This window comes from Lentzea sp. NPDC036955 (assembly GCF_055608005.1).
The window spans coordinates 204,026-218,399 of the sequence record NZ_JBVJRC010000009.1; the positions used below are offsets into that span (position 1 = coordinate 204,026).

General features: G+C 70.3%; 14 protein-coding genes. 7 read left to right on the forward strand and 7 right to left on the reverse strand.

The genetic code is table 11. The features are described from left to right. Window positions 1-10 precede the first annotated feature (10 nt). The gene (locus ACZ7CF_RS30215; RefSeq protein WP_360392790.1) at window positions 11-1,213 is read left to right on the forward strand and encodes an FAD-binding protein; all 1,203 of its coding nucleotides are present in this window, start codon (window positions 11-13) and stop codon (window positions 1,211-1,213) included. A gap of 98 nt (window positions 1,214-1,311) precedes the next feature. Here the strand turns inward: ACZ7CF_RS30215 and ACZ7CF_RS30220 are convergent, their stop codons facing one another. Beyond that, the gene (locus tag ACZ7CF_RS30220; RefSeq protein ID WP_470371164.1) at window positions 1,312-1,887 is read right to left on the reverse strand and encodes an SRPBCC family protein; all 576 of its coding nucleotides are present in this window, start codon (window positions 1,885-1,887) and stop codon (window positions 1,312-1,314) included. Then, window positions 1,877-2,386 (reverse strand): ArsR/SmtB family transcription factor, encoded by a 510-nt coding sequence (locus tag ACZ7CF_RS30225; RefSeq protein ID WP_470371165.1) that lies wholly within the window; start codon window positions 2,384-2,386, stop codon window positions 1,877-1,879. Before ACZ7CF_RS30225 ends, ACZ7CF_RS30220 begins: the two co-directional genes overlap by 11 nt. A gap of 96 nt (window positions 2,387-2,482) precedes the next feature. Here ACZ7CF_RS30225 and ACZ7CF_RS30230 point away from each other — a divergent pair, with 96 nt between their 5' ends. Next, window positions 2,483-4,612, forward strand: a complete 2,130-nt coding sequence (locus tag ACZ7CF_RS30230; RefSeq protein ID WP_470371166.1) for an RICIN domain-containing protein — start codon at window positions 2,483-2,485, stop codon at window positions 4,610-4,612. A gap of 67 nt (window positions 4,613-4,679) precedes the next feature. Here ACZ7CF_RS30230 and ACZ7CF_RS30235 read toward each other — a convergent pair whose 3' ends face one another. Then, entirely contained in the window at window positions 4,680-5,006 is a 327-nt protein-coding gene (locus ACZ7CF_RS30235; protein WP_360392780.1) for a DUF6204 family protein, read from the reverse strand. Between the two features lie 70 nt (window positions 5,007-5,076). On the opposite strand from ACZ7CF_RS30235, the gene ACZ7CF_RS30240 reads away from it, so the two are divergent. Next, entirely contained in the window at window positions 5,077-5,718 is a 642-nt protein-coding gene (locus ACZ7CF_RS30240) for a thiaminase II/PqqC family protein (RefSeq protein ID WP_360392777.1), read from the forward strand. A 49-nt stretch (window positions 5,719-5,767) separates the two neighbouring features. Here the strand turns inward: ACZ7CF_RS30240 and ACZ7CF_RS30245 are convergent, their stop codons facing one another. Further along, window positions 5,768-6,295, reverse strand: a complete 528-nt coding sequence (locus ACZ7CF_RS30245) for a hypothetical protein (RefSeq protein ID WP_360392774.1) — start codon at window positions 6,293-6,295, stop codon at window positions 5,768-5,770. Between the two features lie 324 nt (window positions 6,296-6,619). On the opposite strand from ACZ7CF_RS30245, the gene ACZ7CF_RS30250 reads away from it, so the two are divergent. Next, window positions 6,620-7,690, forward strand: coding sequence for a helix-turn-helix domain-containing protein (locus ACZ7CF_RS30250; RefSeq protein ID WP_458431391.1), 1,071 nt, complete (start codon window positions 6,620-6,622; stop codon window positions 7,688-7,690). 4 nt (window positions 7,691-7,694) lie between these two features. Then, window positions 7,695-8,828, forward strand: coding sequence for a hypothetical protein (locus tag ACZ7CF_RS30255; protein ID WP_458431390.1), 1,134 nt, complete (start codon window positions 7,695-7,697; stop codon window positions 8,826-8,828). 105 nt (window positions 8,829-8,933) lie between these two features. Here ACZ7CF_RS30255 and ACZ7CF_RS30260 read toward each other — a convergent pair whose 3' ends face one another. Beyond that, the gene (locus ACZ7CF_RS30260) at window positions 8,934-9,419 is read right to left on the reverse strand and encodes a GNAT family N-acetyltransferase (protein WP_470371167.1); all 486 of its coding nucleotides are present in this window, start codon (window positions 9,417-9,419) and stop codon (window positions 8,934-8,936) included. A 205-nt stretch (window positions 9,420-9,624) separates the two neighbouring features. On the opposite strand from ACZ7CF_RS30260, the gene ACZ7CF_RS30265 reads away from it, so the two are divergent. Next, the gene (locus ACZ7CF_RS30265; RefSeq protein ID WP_470371168.1) at window positions 9,625-11,049 is read left to right on the forward strand and encodes a 5'-methylthioadenosine/S-adenosylhomocysteine nucleosidase family protein; all 1,425 of its coding nucleotides are present in this window, start codon (window positions 9,625-9,627) and stop codon (window positions 11,047-11,049) included. Between the two features lie 46 nt (window positions 11,050-11,095). On the opposite strand, the gene ACZ7CF_RS30270 is transcribed toward ACZ7CF_RS30265, so the two are convergent. After that, window positions 11,096-12,598, reverse strand: coding sequence for a chitinase (locus tag ACZ7CF_RS30270; RefSeq protein ID WP_470371169.1), 1,503 nt, complete (start codon window positions 12,596-12,598; stop codon window positions 11,096-11,098). A 97-nt stretch (window positions 12,599-12,695) separates the two neighbouring features. Between ACZ7CF_RS30270 and ACZ7CF_RS30275 the strand changes: the two genes are divergently transcribed. After that, window positions 12,696-13,460, forward strand: coding sequence for an alpha/beta fold hydrolase (locus ACZ7CF_RS30275; protein ID WP_470371170.1), 765 nt, complete (start codon window positions 12,696-12,698; stop codon window positions 13,458-13,460). On the opposite strand, the gene ACZ7CF_RS30280 is transcribed toward ACZ7CF_RS30275, so the two are convergent. Beyond that, window positions 13,450-14,280 (reverse strand): oxygenase MpaB family protein, encoded by an 831-nt coding sequence (locus tag ACZ7CF_RS30280; protein WP_360392753.1) that lies wholly within the window; start codon window positions 14,278-14,280, stop codon window positions 13,450-13,452. The two genes, ACZ7CF_RS30275 and ACZ7CF_RS30280, sit on opposite strands and share 11 nt — an antisense overlap. Window positions 14,281-14,374 lie beyond the last annotated feature (94 nt).

The window sequence follows — 14,374 nt, forward strand, 5'->3', positions numbered from 1 at the left end:
CCGTGTGCATATGAGGACCAACTGGGCCGGCAACGTCACCTTCTCCGCGGCCTCGGTCGTCACGCCCGAGTCGGCCGACGACCTGCGAGCCGTGGTGCGCGGCGCCTCGGCCGTGCACGTCGTCGGGAGCGGGCACTCGTTCAGCACGGTCGCCGACACGACCGGGACGCTGGTGTCGCTGGCGGCGATGCCGGAGGAGTTCGAGGTCTCCGGGACCACGGCACGGGTGAGCGCGGGCATGACGCTCGCACAGCTGGCACCGCGGCTGGAGGCCGAGGGGCTGGCCCTGCACACCCTGCCGTCGTTGCCGCACATCACGGTCGCGGGCGCGGTCACTACGGCCACCCACGGCTCGGGTTCCCGGTCGCTGGCCGGTGCCGTGCGCGCGGTGGAGGTGATGCGCGGCGACGGGTCCGTGGTGTCGCTGACCTCACCGGGCGCGGTCGTGTCGCTGGGCGGGCTGGGCGTGGTCACGGCGGTCGAGCTGGACGTGGTGCCGTCGTTCCAGGTGGAGCAGACGGTGTACGACGACGTGGCGTGGACCGCGCTGCTCGGGTCGCTGGAGCAGGTCTTCGACGGCGCGTACAGCGTGAGCGCGTTCATCGACTGGCAGGGCAGCGCGACGCTGTGGGTGAAGCACCGGGTGGGCGACCACCCGCACGCCTTCCCCGGCCGGCCGGCGGACGGCCCGCGGCACCCGGTGCCCGGCCAGCCACCGTCGCGGTGCACCGTGCAGGGCGGGGTGGCGGGACCGTGGCACGAGCGGCTGCCGCACTTCCGCGCCGAGTTCACCCCGTCGGTCGGAGCCGAGCTGCAGACCGAGTACTTCGTGCCGCGCACCCGCGCGGTGACGGCGTTGCGCGCGCTGGCGGAGATGTCGACGGTGATCTCACCGCTGGTGCAGACCTGCGAGATCCGCACGATCTCCGCCGAGCCGCAGTGGCTGAGCCCCGCGCACGACCGGGACAGCGTCGCGATCCACTTCACCTGGGTGCCCGACACCCGCCGGGTGCTGGAGGTGCTGCCGCGCATGGAGGAGGCCATCGCGCCGCGGCCGCACTGGGGCAAGCTCTTCACGGTGCCGGCGCCGTTGCTGGCCGCCCGCTACCCGCAGTGGGACGCCTTCCGGGCGTTGCTGCGCGAGCACGACCCGAAGGGCGTGTTCCGCAACGACTTCCTGACCCGCTACCTCGGGTCGACGGCGTCCGGCTGACGCCGCGGCAGGTCCGCCTCCGACCCCCGCACCCGCGTCAGCGGCCACCGCAGGGTCGACGTCACCGCTGTCGAGCCGCAGGATGCCCTGCGGGCCGGTCATCCACCCTCGACCACCGCGTCCCCTTCCCGGCGCAGCTCCTCCAACTGCCCGTCCGAGAACCCGTACGTCGTCACCACCGTCATCTTCGCGCTCGTCACCAGCAGCCCCGGCCCCCACGCGTCCACCACCACCCCGCGCTGGTGCTCGGCGGTGAAGAACGGCCTCCCGTCGACCGCGAACGCCACCTCGGCCGGCCAGAACAGGGTTCGCCGCGCCTGGCCGGGGTGGAACTCGTGCGCGAACTTCAGCTGGTGCAGGAACGTGACCCAGCCCTCGGTGATGTCGTCGTAGTAGTCGTCCCACTCCGGCGACGTGCCCTTGGGTGCGCGGGTGCACACGACCCGCGTGCCCTCGGGGACCGGGGACAGCGCGAACGTGTCGTGGCCGTGGACGACCAGGGTGGTGCCGTCCTCCCGCGCGTTCTCGAAGTAGATCTGGTCGATCTCCGCGTCGAGCCCGGGGAGGTCCCAGCCGTGCCAGTGGCGGATCTTCTCCCTGTCGCGGAACGACCGCCACACCTGCTCGACGGGTGCGGCCACGGTGATCTCGATCCGGACGCCGTCATCGCTCATCGGGAACTCCAGGGTGCCCCAGTGCGACCACCCGGTACGGGCGGCCGGATTCGGTGTCGTAGCGCAACGCGAGCTGCCGCACCGCTTCGGCCAGGTCGCTGGTGAACTCGTGGACGGCGCCGGGCTCGCCGAAGCGGACCGTGGTCTCCACCGTGAACGTGAGCAAGCGCTTTCCGGCGTCGGCGGCCGAACCGGCCATCCGCCCGACCTCGCGTGCGGTGTCCGCAGCGACCGACACGAGGTGGGTGGCGGCGAACTGGTCCTGCACGCCGGCTGCCACCGACCGGCCGGGGCGGGCGCGCAGCACGCGCTCGACGCAGCCGCGGCGCCGGCGTTCCTCGACGAGCTCGACGAGGCCGGCCTGCTCCAGGGCGCGCACGTGGTAGTTGACCCGCTGCCGGGGCAGGTCGAGCGCCGCCGCCAGCTGGGTCGCCGACGCGGGCGAGGCCAGCAGCTCCAGCAGCGAGCGGCGCAACGGGGAGAGCTCCACGGCTGTCACGGTGCCATTTGACAAAATCATTTGTCAATACCGGAACGCGACCGGAAACAGGTAAGTTCGTTGACGGTTGCAACAAACCGCCTCCACCCTGGGACCGTGAGAACCCCCCTGCTGGTGGCAGCGTTAGCAGCAGCAGCGATCGTTCCCGTGTGGACGGTCGCCGCGCAGGCCGACGTCGTGCCAGGAACCGCTTATCAAGTGACGAACGTCGGTAGCGGGAAATGCGTGGAGTCGCTGGGATCGGCGAACGGCGCGCAGCTCCGGCAACAGGCCTGCTCTGGGCAGACGTGGAAGTTCACGCCCACGAGCGACGGCTACCACACGGTCGGCGAAGGTGCCGTCTGGGACGTCTCGAACGTGTCCACCGCGGACAACGCGGCGATCCACATGTGGCAGTCCTTCACCGCGAACAACCAGCAGTGGCGCGCCGAGCAGGTGGGCACGGACACCTACCGGTTCGTGAGCCGCCACAGCGGGAAGTGCCTCGACGTGCCCGGCGCCACCACGGGCGATGTCCAGCTGGTCCAGTACACCTGCAACGGGACCAACGCGCAGCTCTTCCGCCTCACCTCCGGCACCCCGAACCCCGGCCAGCCCGACTTCGGGCCGAACGTGCTGGTCTTCGACCCGTCGATGCCCGCGAGCACCATCCAGGCGCGCCTGAACGACGTGTTCCGTCAGCAGGAGACCGGGCAGTACGACGCCCGCCGGTTCGCGATCATGTTCAAGCCCGGCAACTACAACGTCGACGTCAACATCGGCTTCTTCACCCAGGTCCTCGGCCTGGGCCTGCTGCCCGACGGCGTGACGATCAACGGTCAGGTGCACGTCGAGGCCGACTGGTTCCAGGGCAACGCGACGCACAACTTCTGGCGCAGCGCGGAGAACCTCGCGATCCGGCCGCCGAGCGGCACCAACACGTGGGCCGTCTCGCAGGCCTCCGCGATGCGCCGCACCAAGACCTACGGCAACATGCAGCTCGACGACAACGGTTGGTCCAGCGGCGGCTTCCTCGCCGACTCCGTGGTCACCGGCCAGGTCCGTTCCGGTTCGCAGCAGCAGTGGCTGTCGCGCAACACCGAGTGGGGCTCGTGGACCGGGGAGAACTGGAACATGGTGTTCGTCGGTGCGCGCAACGCGCCGCAGACCTCGTTCCCGGAGCCGCCGTACACCACGGTCGCGCAGACGCCGGTCGTGCGGGAGAAGCCGTTCCTGAACGTCGACGCCGGCGGCGGCTACAACGTGTTCGTCCCGGCGCTGCGCAGCAACTCCAGCGGCACCACGTGGGCGAGCGGGCAGCAGCAGGGCACCAACATCCCGCTGTCGCAGTTCTTCATCGCCAAGCCCGGCACGAGCGCGGCGACGATCAACCAGCAGCTGGCGGCCGGCAAGCACCTGCTGCTGACGCCGGGCGTCCACCAGGTCTCCGAGCCCATCCGCGTCACGCGGCCGGACACGGTGGTCATGGGCCTCGGTCTCGCGACCGTCATGCCCACCAACGGGAACATGGCCCTGGACGTGGCCGATGTGGACGGTGTGAAGATCGCCGGTCTGCTGCTCGACGCGGCTCCGACCAACTCGCCGCTGCTGGCGCAGATCGGCGCGCCGGGCAGCAGCGCGCGGCACCAGGCCAACCCGACCTCGGTGCACGACCTGTACGTGCGCATCGGCGGTTCGGCGGTCGGGCGGGCCACGACCTCGTTGGTGGTCAACAGCCACGACGTGATCGGCGACCACCTGTGGCTGTGGCGCGGCGACCACTCCTACGGCGTCGGCTGGGACCTCAACACCGCGGACACCGGGCTGGTCGTCAACGGCAACAACGTGACGATGTACGGCTTGTTCGTCGAGCACTACCAGAAGTACCAGACCATCTGGAACGGCCAGGGCGGCCGGACGTACTTCTACCAGAACGAGATGCCGTACGAGGTGCCCAATCAGGCAGCGTGGATGAACGGGTCCACCCGCGGCTACGCGGCCTACAAGGTCTCGAACAACGTCACGACGCACGAGGCGTGGGGCCTGGGCAGCTACGCCTTCATGAACGCGAACCCGTCCGTGGTCGCCGACCGGGCGTTCGAGGCGCCGAACACCCCTGGCGTGAAGTTCCACAGCATGGTGACGGTGTCGTTGGGCGGCAAGGGAACCATCCAGCGGATCATCAACAGCTCGGGTGGCACGGCGACCGCGGGGTCGACCGAGGCCTACCTGGCGAACTACCCGTGATGACGCGCTGAACCCGGAGGAACCGGTCCCGTGCTCCGCCCTGGATCACGGGACCGGTCCGTCCCGGTCAGCCCAGCCGCTTCGGGCGGTTGATCTTCATCTCGTCCATGTCGGTGACCTTGGCCTTGAGGCCGCGGAAGTCGACGCCCAGCTCGTCGAGGGCGGCGCTCGCACGCCGCAGGCCCGCGTCGTCCGGCTTCTCCGCCGCCGTGAGGATCACCCGGTAGCTGAAGAAGTCGAGCTTCTCGTCGAACGTCAGCGCGCCCTCCTCGCTGAACCCGGCGTCGCGCAGGAAGTCGAAGCCCTCCAGGCGTTCCCGCAGCGCGGTGCGCTGGTCGTCGGTGAGGTCGGCGAAGCGACCGCGGACGAGTACTCGGTAGGTGTGTTCAGCCACGAGAAAACATCGTGCAGGAACGCCCCGCACTCTGGCGAACGATTTCCGCGGTGCGCAAGAATCATGATCCATGAACGCAAAGGACCTGGTCACGCGCATCCGGACGGAGCTGCACCCCGGTGAACACGACAACCTCGTGGTCAAACTGATCGAAACCGGACAAGCCCCGCGCGCCGTGATCGCCACGTTCGCCGCCGAGGAGCACCACATCGTCTCCTCCGACTGGCGAACATTCCTCACCCTCGCCGCGAAGGCAGAGGAGCCGAACGCACGGGCGTTCTTCACCCTGCTCGCCGGTGGCGAGGAGCTGGTGCTGCCGATGCTGGAACCGCTGGCCCGCGCGGCCGGCATGACCGCGAAGGACTTCCACGCCCACGAGCCGTTCCCCGGCTGCCAGGCCTACCCGGCCTACCAGTCGTGGATGGCGCTGAACGGCGAGCCCACGGACGTCGTCCTGGCGATCCTGGCGAACTTCACGGCGTGGGGCGGCTACTGCGCCCGGATGGCCAAGGGCCTGCGCGAGCACTACGACTTCGGCGACGAGGCGTGCGGGTTCGTCGACTTCTTCGCCCAGCCGGCCCCGCAGGTGGAGGAGCGGGCGCTGGCGGCGATCCAGGCGGCGCTCGACGCCGGGTGGCAGCCGAAGCACGCGTGGCGCTACGGACGCCTGCTGCAGGCCTACGAGCTCCAGTTCTGGTCGACGCTGGCCTGAGGCCAGAGCGTGGTTCCCGTCGTCCGGCCGGGAGGGCGGGAGCCGCGCTTCACACCTCGTCGGGGACGTGCACCCACCCCTTGCACTCCTCGCCCGCCACCTCGACCCTGGGCAGCGGCACGAACACCCAGTCGTCGACGCCGTCGTAGCCGTGCCGGATCACCGAGCGGTGGATCGGCTCGGACACCACCAGCACGAGCGGGGCGGTGGCCTGCTCGTGCGTCGACGCGGTGAGCAGCCTGGTCGCGATGTCGATGTCCTCGCCGAACCAGCCGAAGTCGTCGCACGCCACGTCACCGGGGTGGATGACGAGCCGCAGCCGCAACGGGTGGTCCTGCCCGGCGTTGCGCTCGTCGAGCAGCGCCTTCAACCGCGGTACGAGCCTGGTGAGCAGCCAGGTCTTCGGAATCCGGTCCGTCGGGTGGACCAGCACGATCAGCCAGTCGCCGCGGTCGACGAACCGGTCCCGCAGGTCGGGGGTCACGCCGCTGTCCACGAGCGCGTGCTCGACGAGGTCGATCACGGCCCTGCGCAGCAAGGCCATCACGAGGTTGCTGCAGGCCGTCGGTGGTGTCATGGCCACAGCGAGGATCGTGCGCTGACACGGTTGTATCGAGGGGGTACTCATGGCTCCCCGCCTCCTGACCTTCGAACGTGCGGAGGTACGGGCACTGGCGGTGGTTCACCCGTTTGGGCAGTGAACTTCAGTTAACTTCAGTTGATCTACTTTTTATGTCTATAGTTAAGAGTAAGGCTCAACTGAAGTCCGAGCAATAGCCGAAAAAATTGCCCCATGCACTCCACCAGGTGACTGAACCCGGGTGTAATGACCGGTTGACCTCCGACGATGAGCGAGTACTGCCGATCCTTTCACTGAAGTTCAGCTGAAGGAAGTGATGGCGTGACCTCCGCAGTGGACCCGGCGCTCCGGCTCGCGCAGCGGCTCCGCGAGCTGCGCAGGAAGGGCTGGCCCGGCAAGCGCATCACCCAGGACCAGCTGGCCCGGGCGTTCGACGTCAGCGTTCCGCTGATCTCGTCCTGGGAGCGCAGGCAGAAACCGGTGCTGCCGCCGGAACAGCGCCTGCGGGCCTACGCCACCTTCTTCGCCACGAGCCGCTCGGCCGACCGCGAGCCGTACCGGGTGCTGTCCCAGCTGACCGCCGAGGAACAGGTGGCCGAGGACGCCCTGCTCGGTGAGCTCATCGCGCTGCGCGACCGCGCGCTGGGCGAGTCGCCCGCCGAGGACACGCCCGTCCTCGTCGACAACCTGTGGCGGCTTCCGCCCAACGAGGACATCACGATCGTGTGCTCCAAGCTGCCGGAACGCCTCCGCAGGCAGCTCCCGGGAGCGGGACCGGACGATCCCGACTACGTCGAGCTGTACCAGTACTCGGACCTGGACTCGCTGTTCGAGCTGCACGGCCACATCCGCGCGATGAACCCGACGAACACCGTGCGCGTACGCCCTGGAGCGGGGGTCCTCACGGCCGACGAGAGCTCCAGCCACCTCGTGCTGCTGGGGGGCGTCGACTGGAACGAGATCACCGCCGAGCTCCTGCACCGCATCGACCTGCCGATCCGCCAGCAGGAACGGCCGGACGACACCGACACGAGCGGGTTCGAGGTCGTCGCGGACGGGGAGGTGGTCGAGACGTTCCTCCCGAAGTTGCGCAGGATCGGCGACAGGCAGGTGCTCGTGGAGGACGTCGCGCACTTCTACCGGTCGCGCAACCCCTTCAACCAGAAGCGCACCGTCACCATCTGCAACGGCGCCTACTCCCGTGGCGTGCTCGGCGCGGTCCGCACCCTGACCGACGCCCGGTTCCGCGACCGCAACACCGCCCACGCCCGGACCCGGTTCGCGGGCCTGGACTCGTTCAGCATCCTCAGCCGCGTGCCGGTCCTGCAGGGAACCGTCATCACGCCGGACTGGACCAGCGACGACCACCTCCTGCACGAATGGCAAGCGTGATCCCGTGAAGAACGCCACCCAGGTCCGCTCCGAGCACCACCACGGCAACCACCGCGGGCTGCTCGACGAAGCGCCGAGAACCACGTCCACCGCCGCGCTGCGGGCGATCGTCGTGCCGACCATCCGCTCGTCGCACGCGATGCAGCACGCGATCGACCTGGCGGTGCGGCTCGGCTGCGTCCTGGTGGCGCTGTGCAGCCGGAACGACACGTCGGCGTTCCGAGTGGCCTTGCGCGCCTCCCGGGCCGGGGTCGAGGTCGTCGCGATCGACGTGGAAGACCTCCCCCCGCGGCTCCTGCCCGCGTTCAGGACGTCGACCCTGCTGCGCGACACCGAGTTCACCCACCGCAGCGACCTCGCCCTGAAGCGCAACCTGGGCCTCCTGCTGGCGCGGGTGGCGAAGTGGGACCGGATCGTCTTCCTGGACGACGACATCGAGGTGCCGGACCACCTCGACCTCGGCCGGGCGGCGGCGCTCACCGACGACTACGCCGGAGTCGGCCTGAAGATCACGGGCTACCCCGACAACTCCGTCGTGTGCCACGCCTACCGGGAGGCGGGCGGCGCCCAGGAGACGTTCGTCGGCGGGGGCGCGATGGCGGTGCACGCCGGCACGACGTCGTCCTTCTTCCCCGACATCTACAACGAGGACTGGTTCTTCCTGCTCGGTGACGAGAAGCTGCGCCGGACCACGGTCACCGGGATCGCCGTGCAGGAGGAGTACGACCCGTTCAGCGTCCACGAGCGGGCCGAGGCGGAGGAGTTCGGCGACGTCCTCGCGGAGGGGCTCTTCTGGCTGCTGGACGAAGGCCTGCCGCTGACCGGCGCGAACACCGGCCATTGGGCCGGCTACCTGTCGAAGCGGCAGAAGTTCATCGCGCAGACGATGGACATGACGAGGGACACCGAGGTGGATCCCGGCCGGAAGGCGAAGAAGCTCAGGTCGCTGGACGCCGCCTTGCGCCGCTGCCGGTCCATCTCGCCGAAGTCGTGCGAGGAGTACGTCGAGGCCTGGCGCAGGGACCGGGCGGTCTGGCAGCGGCACCTCGACCACCACGAGCAGCACGCGCCGCGTGACAGCGACCTGGGCAAGGTCATCGCCCACCTGGGTCTGGCGCACGTGACCACGTACCTCTGAGCAGGTTGCCAGATGTTGTGCCTGTGACGCCCCGAGTCCCCGCCCCTGGCTTCGCCGGCGTCTGCAAGGAGGGGAAGGGAGCGGGCAAGACTTCTGGCCAGGTGCTCAGCGGACCAGGTCCTTCACCAGCACGTCGCAGACCTCCACCTCGCGGTGCCCGTTCTCGTCGGGCGGCGCGTAGCACTCGACGGCCGAATGGCCCCAGCCGCGGTAGCCCAGCCCGTCGTAGAGCTTCGCCGCTGCCGTGTTGGTCACCTCGACGGCCAGGGCCACCACGCCGTGCCCGCGTTCGGCCAGCAGCCGCTCGGCCCTGCCGATCAGCTTCGTCCCGGTGCCCTGCCTGCGGTGGTCGCGGTGCACCTCCAGGTGTGTGACCAGCGGCGTTCTCGGCAGGTACCGGCGGATCTCCGGTTCCTCCGCCGGTTCCAGCCAGAGGTAGACGTCGCCGATCAGCACGTCGTCGAGCCACGCCGTGAGCAGCACTCCCCTGCGGTCCGACTGCCGGCGCAGGCGGTCGGCGAAGTAGCGCTCCTGCCCGAGTCGTTCGGCCAGCGACCCGAGGTCTTCGGGTCGCGCCGGCCTGATGGTCACGTCGCCCATGCCACCCCGTGTACCACATTCCGAACCGAACCAGTTCGTTCCAGCACACCGACTCGTCTGTCCACAGTGGACGCGGGACGCGGCGACCGGACGTGTGAAGTCGACGGTTCATTGACAAAAACCGGACAGCACGGGGAGGAACCGCATCGCGGCAGGTAGCTTGCCCGCAGGAGTGCGCTGCCAGGACAGGATCACCGTGACGAGCGAAGCGTCCGACATCGTTGTCGTGCTGACGGCCTTGGAGAGCGAGTACACCGCGGTCAGGGACCTCGTCGAGGAGCCGGCGGTACTCCGCCACGCCGCCGGCACGCGGTTCGAGGTCGGCCGGATCCGGGGCGGCACCGGGCGGGTGGCGCTGGCGTCGGCGGGTGCGGGCAACCAGCCGGCCGCGGTACTGGCCGAACGGGCGATCGCGGAGTTCCGGCCGCGGGCCGTGTTCTTCGCCGGGATCGCGGGGGCGCTGCACGACGACCTCGACCTGGGCGCCGTCGTCGTCGCGACCAAGGTCTACGGCCACCACGGCGGTGTCGAGGGCGAGAACGGGTTCGGCGCGCGGCCGCAGGCGTGGGACGCCGACCACGAGCTGGAGCAGATCGCGCGTGCGGTCAGCCGGGACGGGCGGTGGCGGCTGCCCACCGCGCCCAGGGTGGTGTTCCGGCCGATCGCCGCCGGTGAGGTCGTGCTCGACTCCCGGCTCACGCCGTCGGCGGAGCACCTGCGACGGCACTACTCGGACGCGGCCGCCGTCGAGCTGGAGAGCGCGGGCACGGCGAAGGCGGCGCACCTGAACCGGGCGCCGTTCCTGACGGTGCGCGGCATCAGCGACAAGGCCGACGGGCGCAAGCTGGACACCGACCGCGCCGGGTGGCAGTCGATCGCGGCGGGCAACGCCGCCGCCTTCACCCTCGCGGTCGCCGCCGAGCTGTTCGCCTCGGCGCCCCGCCTGCCCGCGCCGGTCCCGGGCCACAGCGCCGCCGCGATCACGTGGCAGCGGCCGGTGGAGCTGAGCTGGCGCACCGACCTCATCGGCACCGGTTCGGTGGTCGAGCGGTGTGCCGTCGAGGTCCACCTCGTGCCGATGGACGAGTACGGACGGCTGGAGGTGCCCGCGCTGGAGCGCCTGCCGGAGCTCCTGGCCGCGCACGGGCGCGGGCACGGCCTGTTCACCGGCTCCGAGCGGCTGACCTCCGACGTCACGGCGGACGCGGTGTGGGTGCGGTCGGCGCCGAGCCCGGACGGTCACCGCGGGCTCGCCGTCCGCCGCTCCGGCCAGCGGTGCGCGTGGTCTCCCCTGCGGTACGACGCGCACGGCTCGGTGGTCGACCGCACCGCGCTGGGGCAGCAGGTCGAACGGTCGCTGCGGCTGCTCACCGAGCTGTCCGGGCTCTCCGGTGTGCCCGCGCCGGCCGCGGTCGCCGTCACCGCGGGGCTGGAACCGGCCGCGGGGCTGACCGAGCACGGTGCGGGCCACCTGCCGGGTGCCGGCGGGTTCTGCACGGCCGCGCGGATCAGGGTGCAGTCCGGTGCCGCGGTGCCGTTCCACGCCCTGCTGGCGCGCCCGCAGGAGGCGGCGCAGGAGATCACGGCCCGGCTGCACCTGGCGTTCCGGCAGGCGTGCTGAGCGGTTCCGCCGCCGGGGGACGACAGCGGAACCGCCCGCGGTGGCGCTACCTCGGCAGGTAGGCCCGGTGCTGCTTGGAGAACTCGGAGCCGTTGAACTTGTCCCAGTTGATCGACCACGTCATGAGGCCGCGCAGGTTCGGGTACACGCCCTTCGGCTTGTAGCTGCCGCAGTTCGTGCCCTTGGTGAGGCAGTTCAGCGCGGTGTGGACGTCCGCGACCGACGTGAAGCCGTTGCCGGCGTTGACGGACGCGGGCAGGCCGATCGCCACCTGCTCCTGGCGCAGCGGCGCGAAGAACTTCGTCGCGTCGCCGCGCACCGGGAACCCGGCGAGCACCATGTCGGCCATGGACACGTGGAAGTCCGCGCCGCCCATCGAGTGGTACTGGTTGTCCAGGCCCATGATCGGGCCGGAGTTGTAGTGCTGGACGTGCAGCAGCGTCAGGTCGTTGCGCATCGCCTCGATCACCGGCAGGTACGCGCCGGTGCGGCTGTCCGCGCCGCCCGTGCCGCCGTAGAACTGGTAGCCGACCTGCACGAAGAACGTCTCCGGCGCCATCGTGAGCACGAAGTCGGCGCCGTAGCGGGACTTCAGCGACTTCAGCGCGGAGATCAGGTTCACGATGACCGGCGTGGTCGGGTTCTTGAAGTCGACGTCGCCGGCGTTGAGCGACAGCGAGTGGCCCTCGAAGTCGACGTCGAGGCCGTTCAGCCCGTACCTGTCGATGATCGCCGACGCCGAGCGCACGAACGCGTCGCGCGCGGCGGTGGTCTCCAGGCGCACCTGGCCGTTCTGACCGCCGATGGAGATCAGGACCTTCTTGCCCTTCTGCTGCTGGGCGCGGATGCCGGCGATGAAGTCGGCCTCGGACTCGACGTTCGGGCACTCCGCGACCGGGCACTGCGCGAACCGCAGCTCACCGCTGGTGGCGCTGGTGGGTTCCGCGAACGACAGGTTGATCACGTCCCACTCGTCCGGCACGTCGCGCATCCGGAGGTAGCCGGAGCCGTTGGCGAAGCTCGCGTGCAGGTAGCCGACGAGGACCTTGCGCGGCAACGAACCCGTGGGCGGCGGTCCGCTCGTGGTCGTCGTCGTCGTCGTGGTGGTGGTTGTGGTCGTTGTGGTGGTGCTGGTCGTGGTCGTGGAGGTCGGCGGGGTGCCGCCGCCCGCGCACGCCGCGCCGTTGACGGTGCAGTTCTGCGGGTCGGCGGTGCCGGTGGCGTTGAACCCGAAGGAGACGCTGGCGCCGGGCGCGACCGAGCCGTTGTACTCGCGGTTGGTGAACACGTGGTGGTTGCCGCTCTTGGTGAGCAGCGCGTCCCAGTAGGCACCGGTGCTCGTGCCCGCGGGGAGGTCGAACTCGACCTTCCAGGAGCCGATGGCCGCGCTGGTCTCGTTCTTGACCGTGACCGTGGCGGTGTACCCGGTGGCCCAGGACTGCTTGGTGACCGTCGCCGTGACTCCGGCGGCGCTGGCGGGGGCGAGGCTCACGAGCACGGTGCCGAGCACCAGTGCGGCCACCGCGGCTATTCGAGCGAACAACGTCATGGCTGATCCATCCCTCACGCGTGGCGGCCGGCAGGGGGTCCACCGTGAATTGGACTAGACCATCTACCACCGCGTCAAGGTCGTAGACTGCGCACCCGTGCCCCACGCTCGTGCGACGGACGGAACCGCGCTCTTCTACTCGGTCGAGGGCTCTGGCCCTCCGCTGCTGCTCATCGCGGGCCAGGCGAACTCGTCGCGGTGGTGGCGGCAGGTCCTGCCGGACTTCACGCCGCACTTCACGACGATCGTGATGGACAACCGCGGCACCGGTTCCAGCGACAAGCCGGAGTCCCCGTACAGCACACGGCTGTTCGCCTCGGACTGCGTCGCGGTGCTCGACGACCTCGGCCTGGACCAGGCCCTGGTGTACGGCACGTCGATGGGCGGGCGGATCGCGCAGTGGATCGCGGCGGCCCACCCGGAGCGGGTCTCCCAACTAGTGCTGGGCTGCACCTCCCCCGGCGGCCCGCACGCCGTGGAGCGCAGTGCCGAGGTCAGGAGGTCGCTGGCCCAGGTCGACCAGATGAAGGCGCGCAAGGCGCTCGTCGACCTGATGTACACACCGGCGTACCGCGGCCCGTTCAACACGCTCGGCGATCCCGCGATGCCGCCCTACGCGCGCAAGCTGCACCTCATGGCCAGCGCGGAACACGACGCGTGGGACGCCCTGCCGTCGATCTCCTGCCCGACCCTGGTCGTGCACGGCACCGACGACATCTTCAACCCCACCGCGAACGCACCGCTGATCGCCGAACGGATTCCGGGCGCGCGCGTGGAGCTGATCGAGGGCGCACGGCACGGCTACTTCGAGGAGTTCCGCGCGGTCGCGTCACCGCTGGTGGTGGACTTCCTCAGCTCGTGACCCACCGCAGCCCGCGCATCAGCGCGTGGCCGGCGAGCTTGACCCCGGTGGCCTCGGAGACCGGCAGGTAGGGCAGCCGCAGCGGCATCCGCGCCCACACCGGCAACGTGGCCACGGCCGTGGCGCCCAGCACCGCGTACGGCCCCTTCGCGACCAGCGGAAGCGGTGCCTTGAGGAGCAGGAACCGCGCCGCCTCCCGGGCCTCCGGCGTGCCCTTGAGCTCGGGCCGGTAGGCGTCGAGCCGGTCCGCGAGCTCCCGCGTGGTCTCCGGCGGGTCCGCGATGCCCATGGCCCGCGCGATCACCGCCATGTCCCGCACGTACCCGTCGTAGTCGTCGAGCGGCTGCTCGCCGTAGCGCTGGTGGCAGCGCAGGAAGCTGTCCACCTCGGCCACGTGCACCCACTCCAGCAGGTGCGGGTCATCGGCGCGGTAGTGGCGCCCGTCGGACGCCGTGCCGTGGATGTACGTGTGGATGCGCGCCAGCTTGTCGATCGCCTTGTGCGCGTCCTCCTTCGTGCCGTACGTGGTCACGCCCACGAAGAGGCTCGTGCGCTGAAGACGCCCCCACGGGTCCGTGCGGTAGTCGGAGTGCTCGGCCACCGCCGCCATCGCCAGCGGGTGCAGCGACTGCAGCAGCAGTGCCCGCAACCCGCCGATGAACATGGCGTGGTCGGCGTGCACCTGCCGGATCGGGCGGTCGTCGGCGAACATGCGGGGGCCGGGTGCCTCGTGGATGGTGCGGACCTGGTCTTCGCGGTCCGGGCCCACGACCCTCTCGAACAGGCCGTTGCTCAGCTGCCGCCGCAGTGCTTCCAGCATGACCCCATGATGCGCGGCGGTAGCTGAGAACGGGACCTCCTCCGCTCAGGAAGGCGGGTAGGACGTCTTGCGCCGCGAAAGCAGCAGCCGCCTC

Coding starts and splice junctions, on each gene's coding strand:
- ACZ7CF_RS30215 (WP_360392790.1), top strand. CDS start 11: ATGAGGACCAACTGGGCCGGCAACGTCACCTTCTCCGCGGCCTCGGTC.
- ACZ7CF_RS30220 (WP_470371164.1), bottom strand. CDS start 1,887: ATGAGCGATGACGGCGTCCGGATCGAGATCACCGTGGCCGCACCCGTC.
- ACZ7CF_RS30240 (WP_360392777.1), top strand. CDS start 5,077: ATGAACGCAAAGGACCTGGTCACGCGCATCCGGACGGAGCTGCACCCC.
- ACZ7CF_RS30245 (WP_360392774.1), bottom strand. CDS start 6,295: ATGACACCACCGACGGCCTGCAGCAACCTCGTGATGGCCTTGCTGCGC.
- ACZ7CF_RS30270 (WP_470371169.1), bottom strand. CDS start 12,598: ATGACGTTGTTCGCTCGAATAGCCGCGGTGGCCGCACTGGTGCTCGGC.
- ACZ7CF_RS30280 (WP_360392753.1), bottom strand. CDS start 14,280: ATGCTGGAAGCACTGCGGCGGCAGCTGAGCAACGGCCTGTTCGAGAGG.